The organism is Micromonospora sp. RV43 (assembly GCF_001029515.1).
Classification (GTDB): Bacteria; Actinomycetota; Actinomycetes; order Mycobacteriales; family Micromonosporaceae; genus Micromonospora; species Micromonospora aurantiaca.
The window spans coordinates 25,045-32,778 of record NZ_LEKG01000077.1; the positions used below are offsets into that span (position 1 = coordinate 25,045).

Consider the following 7,734-nt stretch of genomic DNA (forward strand, 5'->3'; position numbering starts at 1 on the left):
ACCCGCTCCGGTCGATGTCTCCCGCATGATGAGTCATCGGCAGCCGCCGAATCGACAGATGCGGCTGTTCTGATTCATCCGCCCGTCCGATCCGGACGGTCGCTGGACACGGGGAGACAATTCGTGACACGTCGTGGCGGCTTGCGCCGCTCCGCCCTCGTGGGGCTCGCCCTCACCAGCGCCACCTCCATCCTCTGCGCCACCGTCGCCGGGCCGGCCCTCGCCGACCCGAAGCGACCGTCGGTCCGTGGCGCCGGCACGGCCGAGGCGGTGCCCGGCCGCTACATCGTGGTCCTCAAGAAGGGCAAGACCACCCCGGCCAAGGTGAAGTCCGCTGCGTCCGCGCTGGCCGGCGAGCACGGCGGCACCGTCCGCCGGGTCTTCGGCAAGGCGCTGAACGGCTACTCGGCCACCATGGACGCCCGGCAGGCCGCGCGGCTCGCCGCCGACCCGGACGTCGAGTACGTCCAGCAGGTCCAGCGCTGGAGCACCGCCGGCACCCAGACCACCCCGCCGTGGGGCCTGGACCGCATCGACCAGCTCAAGACCCGGACCGACGGCAGGTACACCTACCCGTCGACCGGCGCCGGCGTGACCGCGTACGTGATCGACACCGGCATCGACATCGACCACCAGGACTTCGGCGGGCGCGCCCGCAACGGCTACGACGCGGTCGAGCAGGACGACGTCGCGCAGGACTGCGACGGGCACGGCACGCACGTGGCGGGCACGATCGGCGGTACGACGTACGGCGTCGCGAAGGCCGTCGACCTGGTCGCCGTCCGGGTCCTCGACTGCTCCGGCCAGGGCGACACCGAGCAGGTGATCGCCGGCATCGAGTGGGTCACCACGAACGCCACCGGGCCGTCCGTGGCGAACATGAGCCTCGGCGTCGACCGCGTCGACCAGGCCGTCAACGACGCGGTCGCCCGCTCGATCGCCTCCGGCATCACCTACGCGGTAGCGGCCGGCAACAGCATGCAGGACGCCTGCGGCTCCTCGCCGGCGAGCGTGCCCGCCGCCATCACCGTCGGGGCCACCGACCGGGTCGACATGCGCGCCTGGTTCTCCAACTACGGGCGCTGCCTGGACCTGTTCGCCCCCGGCACCGGCATCGTCTCGGCCAAGGCCGGCACCAGCGCCGGCTCGGAGTCGATGAACGGCACCTCGATGGCGTCCCCGCACGTGGCGGGCGCCGCCGCGCTGCTGCTGGAGGAGCACCCGGGCTGGTCGCCGCAGCAGGTGCGCGACTCGGTCGTGACCACCGGCATCGGCGGCGCGGTGCACGACATCATGGGCTCCACCGACCGGCTGCTGCACATCGGCTCGGCCGTGACGGCCCGCGGCTCGTACGGGCTCAAGGCCCGGGTCAACGGCCGCTACGTCACCGCGGAGAGCGCGGGGACGAAGCCGCTGATCGCCCGGGGCACCTCGATCGGCGCCTGGGAGAAGTACGACGTGGTCGACGCCGGCGGAGGCCTGTTCGGCCTGCGGGCGCGGGTCACGAACAAGTTCGTCACGGCGGAGAGCGCCGGGGCGAAGCCGCTGATCGCCCGCTCGGCCACCATCGGCGCGTGGGAGAAGTTCCAGATCGTCGACAACACCGACGGCACGATCAGCCTGAAGGCGGCGATCAACGGCAGGTACGTCACCGCGCCGAGCGCCACCTCCCCGCTGATCGCGAGCAAGACCGCGATCGGCACCGCCGAGAAGTTCGACTTCGACGCCCCGGCACCCCTCGTGAGCATCAAGTCGGTGGCCAGTGGCAAGTTCGTGACGGCGGAGAGCGCCGGGGCGAAGCCGCTGATCGCCCGCTCGGCGACCGTCGGCGCCTGGGAGAAGTACGAGCTGGTGAACGTGGGTGACGGCTACGGCACCTTCGGTCTGAAGGCCCAGATCAACGGCAAGTTCGTGACGGCGGAGAGCGCCGGGGCGAAGCCGCTGATCGCGCGGGGCGCCTCGATCGGCGCGTGGGAGGGGATGTCGTTCCTCGACTACAACGCCGACGGCTCGGTCTACCTGTACGCGAACATCAACGAGAAGGCGGTCACCGCCGGCAGCGCCGGCACCAGCCAGCTCATCGCGAGCCGGACCATCGACTGGAACAGCCCGACCCTCGGCCTGGGCGCGGGCGAGAAGTTCGTCGTCGCCGTGCTCTGATCCGTACCACCGCACGACGCCCGCCGGCTCCCGTGGGGAACCGGCGGGCGTCCGTCGTCACGGGGTGACCGTGGTGCCGTCCACTGTGGTCTTGCCGTTGTGCTGGGCGCTGCTGCCCAGCCGCGCCAGCAGCCCGGCCAGGTCGATGCCGGTCAGGTCGCTGCCGAGCTGGAGGCCCTGTGCGACGTTGCCGGCCACGGACTTGGTCAGCGACGACGCGCCGTCGGTGGAGATCACCGTCATCTTGTCGATCGCGCCGATCGGGGCGCTGGCCGCGCCGACCACCTCGGGCAGCACCTTGACCAGCAGGTCCAGCACGGCCGCCTCGCCGTACGCGGCGAACGCCTCGGCCTTGCGGGCCATCGCGTCGGCCTCGGCCTGACCCTTGGCCAGGATGGCCGCGGCCTCGGCCTGGCCCTCCCGCTCGACCGCCTCGGCGATCGCGGAACGACGGCGCTGCTCGGCCTCGCCCTCCTTGGCGCCCTCGATCGCGTTAGCCTCGGCCAGCGCGGCCCGCCGGGCCCGCTCGCCCTCACCGGTGAGGCGGGCCTGCTCGGCGGAGGCCTGCGCGGCGGCGATGGTGGCCTGCCGCTGCGCGTCGGCGTTGAGCACCGCCGCGTTGCGGGCCGCCTCGGCCTCCTGCTCGACCTTGTACCGGGCCGCGTCGGCCGGCTTGCGCACCTCGGTGTCGAGCTGGCGCTGCTTCAGCTCGGCGTTGCGCTCGGCCACCTTCTGCTGCTCGGAGAGGATCGCCTGGTCCCGCTCGGCCTGCGCGAGCGGCCCGGCCGCCGCCGACTTCGCCTTCGCCGCGTCGATCTCGGCCTGGATGCCGGCCTGCTTGAGCGCCAGGTTCCGGTTCGCCTCGGCGATCGCCTCCTCGGCGAGCAGCCGCTCCTGCTCGGCCTGCTGCCGGGCCCGCGCCTCGGCGATGGCCGCGTCCTTGAGCACCCGGGCCGCCTCCGGCCGGCCCAGGTCCTGGAGGTAGGAGCCCTCGGCCGAGATGTCCTGGAGCTGGAACGTGTCGAGCACCAGGCCCTGGTTGGTCATCGAGTGCTCGGCCTCCTCGGCGACCGCGCTGGCGAACGCCGCCCGGTCCCGGATGATCTCCTCGACGGTGAGCCGCCCGACGATCGAGCGGAGCGCGCCGGCGAGCACCTCGCGGGTGAAGTTGTCGATCTCCTCCTGCTGGTTCAGGAAGCGCTGGGCGGCGGCGCGGATCGCGTCCTCGGTGCCGCCGACCTTCACGATCGCCACGCCGTGCAGCTCGGTGCGGATGCCCTGCTTGCTCACCGCGCCGCGGATGCTGACGTCGATCCGGCGGCTGGACAGGTCGAGCGACTGGAGCTTCTGCACCACCGGCAGCACGAAGACCGAGGCGCCGAGCACGACCTTCTGGCCGGACATGTCGGTGGAGCGGGCTCCGTCGGCGGACTGGGTGGTGCGGCCCTTGCGGCCGGTGACGATGAACGCCTGGTTCGGCCCGGCCACCTTGATCCGGGACAACACGAAGAGGACGAGGACGACGGCGAGGAGGACCGCGCCGCCGATGGCGACGAGCAGGGGCATGGGCGTTCCCGTCTGTGTGGTGGTGTCAGTAGGTCTCGACGTGCACGCTGGTCTCGCTCAGTGCTTCGACCACGAAGATCCGGGTGCCGACCGCGATCGGCCCGTCGGCGCGGGCGTTGAGCTTCACCGGCTGGCCGGCGAGGCGTACCCGCACCTCGCCGTAGCCGCCGCTGGGGATCGGCGTCACCACCAGGCCGATCGCGCCGGCCAGGTGGTCGCGGGTGGGTGTGGCGTCCGTGCGCATGTTGCGGGCCGCGCGGCTCAGCCGCGCCGCCAGCCAGCCGGTGGGCACGGCGGCGAGCGCGCCGCCGGCCACCGCCGCCGCGATCATTCCGGGGGTACGACCCCCGAGCAGCTCGTTGACGATCGCGCCGCCGAAACCGAACGCCCCGGTGAACCCGGCGGCCGCCTCCAGCGACACCGGCCCGTCGACGTCCGGCTGGCCGAGGTGGAGCACTCCCGAGCCGAGCAGGGCGAGGGTCAGCACGCCGACACCGATCCCGCCGATGATCAGGAAGATGAGCGTCCCGGTGGCCATGACCTGCACGGTATCGACGCCGTGCAACATCGACTTCGTTCAGCGGTCGTCCAGTCCGCCCTCAGCGAGGCAATGTCCGTGGGCGCGCGACAATGGAGGACATGCGCTGGACCGTGCTCGACTCGCCGATCGGGGAGTTCTCCGTCGGCACCGACGACGACGCGGTGCGTGGCGCGCACTTCGGCCGGGTGGACGGGGCGGCCGACGAACCCGGTGACGCGGTGGCCCGGCTGGCGGTGGCGGAGCTGCGGGCGTACTTCGCCGGTGAGCTGACCGAGTTCACCGTGCCGGTGTCGGCACCCCGGGGCTCCGAGTTCGAGCGCGCCGTGTGGCGGGAGATGACCCGCATCCCGTACGGGGAGACGAAGACCTACGGCGAGGTGGCGAAGGCGGTCGGAGACCCCGGAGGCGCCCGGGCGGTCGGGGTGGCCTGCAACCGCAATCCGGTGCCGGTGATCGTGCCCTGTCACCGGATCGTCGGCGCAGGCGGCAAGCTGGTCGGCTTCGGTGGCGGGCTGCCGCGCAAGGTGACGCTGCTGGAGCTGGAGGCGTCAGTGGCCCTGCGGCGAGCCTGGTCCTGACGTACGAAAGGAAAGAAGGCCGGGTCCGTGCGGACCCGGCCTTCCTTCTTGTGCGTGTCAGCGCGTCAGCGCTCGATCTCGCCGGCGATGAACGCCTCGACGGCAGCGTGCGCGTCGTGGTCGGCGTACTGCTCCGGCGGGGACTTCATGAAGTACGAGGAGGCGGAGAGGATCGGGCCACCGATCTTCCGGTCCAGCGCGATCTTCGCGGCCCGGACGGCGTCGATGATGACACCGGCCGAGTTCGGCGAGTCCCACACCTCGAGCTTCAGCTCCGCGTTGAGCGGGGTGTCACCGAAGGAGCGGCCCTCCAGGCGGATGTACGCCCACTTGCGGTCGTCGAGCCACGGCACGTGGTCGGACGGGCCGATGTGCACGTCGCTCTTGCTCATCTCGTGCGGGATCTGGGAGGTCACCGACTGGGTCTTCGAGATCTTCTTCGAGACCAGGCGGTTGCGCTCCAGCATGTTCATGAAGTCCATGTTGCCGCCGAAGTTGAGCTGGTACGTGCGCAGCAGCTCGACCCCGCGGTCCTCGAAGAGCTTCGCCAGGGCGCGGTGCACGATGGTGGCACCGACCTGGCTCTTGATGTCGTCGCCGACGATCGGCAGGCCGGCGTCGGTGAACTTCTTCGCCCACTCCGGGTCGGAGGCGATGAAGACCGGCAGGGCGTTCACGAACGCGCAGCCGGCGTCGATCGCGGCCTGGGCGTAGAACTTGTCGGCCTCCTCGGAGCCCACCGGGAGGTAGGAGACGACCACGTCGACCTGCGCGTCGCGCAGCGCCTGCGCCACGTCGACCGGCTTGGCGTCCGACTCCTCGACGATCTCGCGGTAGTACTGGCCGAGACCGTCGAAGGTCGGGCCGCGCTGCACGGTGACGCCGGTCGGCGGCACGTCGCACAGCTTGATCGTGTTGTTCTCGCTGGCGACGATCGCCTCCGCGAGGTCCATGCCCACCTTCTTGGCGTCCACGTCGAACGCCGCGACGAACTTCACGTCCGAGACGTGGTAGTCGCCGAAGGTGACGTGCATGAGACCCGGGACGCGGTCGTTCGGGTCGGCGTTCCGGTAGTACTCCACGCCCTGTACGAGGGACGAGGCGCAGTTACCCACACCGACGATGGCGACGCGGACGGAGCCCATAGCGTCTGCCTCCTTCTTCTTCATCACGGCCGCTCTTTCCTGGACGTTCCAGGCGTGGGCGGGCTGTCGTTGTCTCCTCGGCCACCGGCCGTCCCGGGTCGCGGGTCGGCGGGGGCCCGGCCGGAGCGCTCGTTGGCGATGAGCTCCTCCAGCCAGCGGACCTCGCGCTCACAGGCGTCGAGCCCGTGGCGCTGCAGTTCCAGGGTGTACGCGTCGAGGCGCTCGGCTGCCCGGCCGAGCACGTCACGAAGACCTTCGCGACGTTCCTCGATCTTGCGGCGACGACCTTCCAGGATCCGGAGCCGGGTGGCCTGGTCGGTCCGGGCGAAGAACGCGAAGTGCACGCCGAAGCCCGTGTCGTCGTACGTCTCGGGTCCAGCCTGCGCTATGAGCTGGGCGAAGCGTTCCTTGCCCTCCGCGGTAATGGTGTAGACCACCCGACCGCGTCGGCTGGTCAGCGCGGGAACCTCCTCGGCGGTCGCGGGTGTCTCGGCGGCTTCGGCGATCCATCCCGCCGCCTGCAGCCGACGCAGGGTCGGGTAGAGCGAGCCGTAGCTGATCGCCGCCCGGATGGCACCGAGCTTGGCGGTCAGCTCCTTGCGCAGCTCGTAGCCGTGCATCGACGCCTCCTGCAGGAGGCCGAGGATGGCAAGCTCGAGCACGGGCCATCCCCTCTTTCCCCCTGCGCGGAGCGCTAACCACCGCGATGTATCGAACCGATACATCGCACGTTAGCGGAGAGGTGAGGGTGGGGCAAACCCCTGCTTACGCGACGCGGTCCTCACGCATCGTGACCGTGGTCGCCTGGGTTCGCCGGAGCGCGTACCCTTTGCCGCATGCGTACGCAGCGCCAGGTCGTCGACTACTCGCTCCAGAAGCGGGCTGTGCTGCGTGAACTGCTCGCCGGGCGGATCGGCACGTACGACGTCTGCGACGCCTCGCCGTACCTGAAGAACGCTGCTCGCTTCCACGGCGAGCCGACCGACCACCGCTGCCCGATCTGCCGCAGCGAGAACCTGATCCACGTCCACTACATTTACGGTGACGAACTCAAGCAGTCGGCCGGCCAGGCGCGTACCCGGGCCGAGTTGCCCGTCCTGGCCATGACGCTGCGTGAGTTCCAGGTGTTCGTGGTGGAGGTCTGCCCCGGCTGCGACTGGAACCATCTCGTCGAGCAGTTCCTGCTCGGCCGGGACGGTCTCGCGGGCGAGGCGGAGGACGCGGACGAGTCGGTCGCGGCCAACGGCTCCACCCCTCGGCGAAGGCGAGAGGCGCAACGGTGAACGCGGCTGTCCCGAGCGCTGCCGGCCCATTCCCCGGGCGGCAGGAGCGACAGCCTTTAAGCGTAAATGGTCCGAATAGGTCGGATTTGACGGGCGCGCGCCGGTACCACCGGCGGGTAACGTCCCGTGTTCCAGCTCACGGCAACCCGGTGGCGGCGCCCCCGCGCCCCACCGCGACCGGCAGGGTGTGAGGAATGAACTACGGCGATCCCAGTTCTTCGCGTGGGCGGGCCCAGATCCCGGGCCCGAACGGCGACCCCGGTTCCGAAGGGAGCCGGGGCGGGAACGGTTGGTCCGGCGCGGCGGAGGGCGGCGCCTCGGCACGCGCCTCCGCGACACCGTACGGCGCGGGCGGCCGGGCCTCGGTCGGTGGCGCCGCTCCGGCGCCGCGCGGGGCGGCAGGCTCGGCCTCGGTCGGCCGGGCCGGCGCGGGCGGCCGGGCCTCGGTGCCCGTCTCCGCA

At 71.3% G+C, this 7,734-nt stretch carries 7 protein-coding genes; 3 read left to right on the top strand and 4 right to left on the bottom strand.

The window, feature by feature from the left end; genetic code table 11:
* Window positions 1-123 precede the first annotated feature (123 nt).
* Window positions 124-2,160 carry a S8 family serine peptidase gene (locus tag ABD52_RS19315; RefSeq protein WP_047892730.1) on the top strand — a complete coding sequence of 679 codons (2,037 nt, stop codon included), beginning with the start codon at window positions 124-126 and terminating at the stop codon, window positions 2,158-2,160.
* A gap of 57 nt (window positions 2,161-2,217) precedes the next feature.
* Here ABD52_RS19315 and ABD52_RS19320 read toward each other — a convergent pair whose 3' ends face one another.
* Both ABD52_RS19320 and ABD52_RS19325 read right to left on the bottom strand, forming a co-directional pair.
* Entirely contained in the window at window positions 2,218-3,726 is a 1,509-nt protein-coding gene (locus tag ABD52_RS19320; protein WP_013289367.1) for a flotillin family protein, read from the bottom strand.
* Between the two features lie 25 nt (window positions 3,727-3,751).
* Window positions 3,752-4,294 (bottom strand): NfeD family protein, encoded by a 543-nt coding sequence (locus tag ABD52_RS19325; RefSeq protein ID WP_013289366.1) that lies wholly within the window; start codon window positions 4,292-4,294, stop codon window positions 3,752-3,754.
* A 71-nt stretch (window positions 4,295-4,365) separates the two neighbouring features.
* Between ABD52_RS19325 and ABD52_RS19330 the strand changes: the two genes are divergently transcribed.
* Window positions 4,366-4,845, top strand: coding sequence for a methylated-DNA--[protein]-cysteine S-methyltransferase (locus tag ABD52_RS19330; protein WP_047892731.1), 480 nt, complete (start codon window positions 4,366-4,368; stop codon window positions 4,843-4,845).
* Window positions 4,846-4,910: 65 nt separating this feature from the next.
* Here the strand turns inward: ABD52_RS19330 and ABD52_RS19335 are convergent, their stop codons facing one another.
* Complete coding sequence (locus ABD52_RS19335) at window positions 4,911-5,990, bottom strand: inositol-3-phosphate synthase (protein WP_013289364.1); 1,080 nt, start codon at window positions 5,988-5,990, stop codon at window positions 4,911-4,913.
* A 23-nt stretch (window positions 5,991-6,013) separates the two neighbouring features.
* Window positions 6,014-6,652: a PadR family transcriptional regulator gene (locus ABD52_RS19340; RefSeq protein ID WP_013289363.1), complete on the bottom strand. Its 639-nt coding sequence runs from the start codon at window positions 6,650-6,652 to the stop codon at window positions 6,014-6,016.
* A 174-nt stretch (window positions 6,653-6,826) separates the two neighbouring features.
* Between ABD52_RS19340 and ABD52_RS19345 the strand changes: the two genes are divergently transcribed.
* Window positions 6,827-7,273 (top strand): DUF5318 domain-containing protein, encoded by a 447-nt coding sequence (locus ABD52_RS19345; protein WP_013289362.1) that lies wholly within the window; start codon window positions 6,827-6,829, stop codon window positions 7,271-7,273.
* Window positions 7,274-7,734: the final 461 nt, after the last annotated feature.

Excerpts from the sequence above, each read along its gene's own strand:
- ABD52_RS19325 (WP_013289366.1), bottom strand. The coding sequence starts at position 4,294 with ATGTTGCACGGCGTCGATACCGTGCAGGTCATGGCCACCGGGACGCTC.
- ABD52_RS19345 (WP_013289362.1), top strand. The coding sequence starts at position 6,827 with ATGCGTACGCAGCGCCAGGTCGTCGACTACTCGCTCCAGAAGCGGGCT.
- ABD52_RS19320 (WP_013289367.1), bottom strand. The coding sequence starts at position 3,726 with ATGCCCCTGCTCGTCGCCATCGGCGGCGCGGTCCTCCTCGCCGTCGTC.
- ABD52_RS19330 (WP_047892731.1), top strand. The coding sequence starts at position 4,366 with ATGCGCTGGACCGTGCTCGACTCGCCGATCGGGGAGTTCTCCGTCGGC.
- ABD52_RS19335 (WP_013289364.1), bottom strand. The coding sequence starts at position 5,990 with ATGGGCTCCGTCCGCGTCGCCATCGTCGGTGTGGGTAACTGCGCCTCG.